The organism is Pseudoalteromonas sp. SANK 73390, from assembly GCF_054966645.1.
The window spans coordinates 1-347 of record NZ_ARPN01000123.1; the positions used below are offsets into that span (position 1 = coordinate 1).

Annotated in this window: 1 protein-coding gene; it reads right to left on the reverse strand. The window is 40.1% G+C overall.

The annotated features are described in order from the left end of the window. Positions 1-347 (reverse strand): hypothetical protein (locus tag SANK73390_RS17230; protein WP_462767662.1); only part of this gene is annotated, 347 nt, incomplete at both ends.

Genomic DNA, 347 nt, shown 5'->3' on the forward strand with positions numbered 1-347 from the left:
AATTTAATGATGCTATTTCTGCATCAAGTTTAGGAGTCTCAAAGGATTGAGAGTATTCTATTGCGCTCGCAATCTGAGACTTAGATCTTGAGTTAATATTATCAGAGCCGCCATCACTGTTACCTTTGCTCTTCGCAGCCCCCTTCATGTCCGTTATTTTGCTAATCTCGTTAGCATTAACATTATTGTAAGTGACACTACCATTGTCTGTGTTAATTTTTATTGAGTTTCCACTAACTTCAACGCTTTGGACTTTATCAGAAGAGCTAACCGCTGACTTAGACCTTACATTCGATCCAGTCTTTTTCTCCCATTTATACCCACTCGGATCTGTCCCGCTCAACGGA